Here is a 255-nt window from a genome sequence, read left to right as displayed (position 1 = left end):
ATAGTCGAAAAGATCATTTGCATAAAGCAAGCACCAAGCTTGTGAATGAAAATGCATTGATTATTGTAGGTGACTTGAGTGCTAAAAAATTAGTAAAAACCAAAATGGCAAAATCTGTTTTGGATACAGGATTTTCGGCACTAAAAACAATGCTCAAGTATAAATGCGAGAACGCAGGCGTATTGTTTGAAGAAGTCCAAGAAGCCTATACCACCCAAATCTGTTCGTGCTGCGGTGAGATCACCTCAAGTAGTC

Annotated in this window: 1 protein-coding gene; it reads left to right on the top strand. The window is 38.4% G+C overall.

The genetic code is table 11. The annotated features are described in order from the left end of the window. Window positions 1–255, top strand: a 255-nt coding sequence (locus tag ACEO2X_RS14590; protein ID WP_371972215.1) for an IS200/IS605 family accessory protein TnpB-related protein, incomplete at both ends; no start/stop codon positions are given.

It is taken from the genome of Acinetobacter sp. AL9 (assembly GCF_041464035.1).
GTDB classification, from domain to species: domain Bacteria; phylum Pseudomonadota; class Gammaproteobacteria; order Pseudomonadales; family Moraxellaceae; genus Acinetobacter; species Acinetobacter towneri.
Note: the sequence above shows the minus strand (reverse complement) of the source record. Positions and strands in the feature narration are given on the sequence as shown.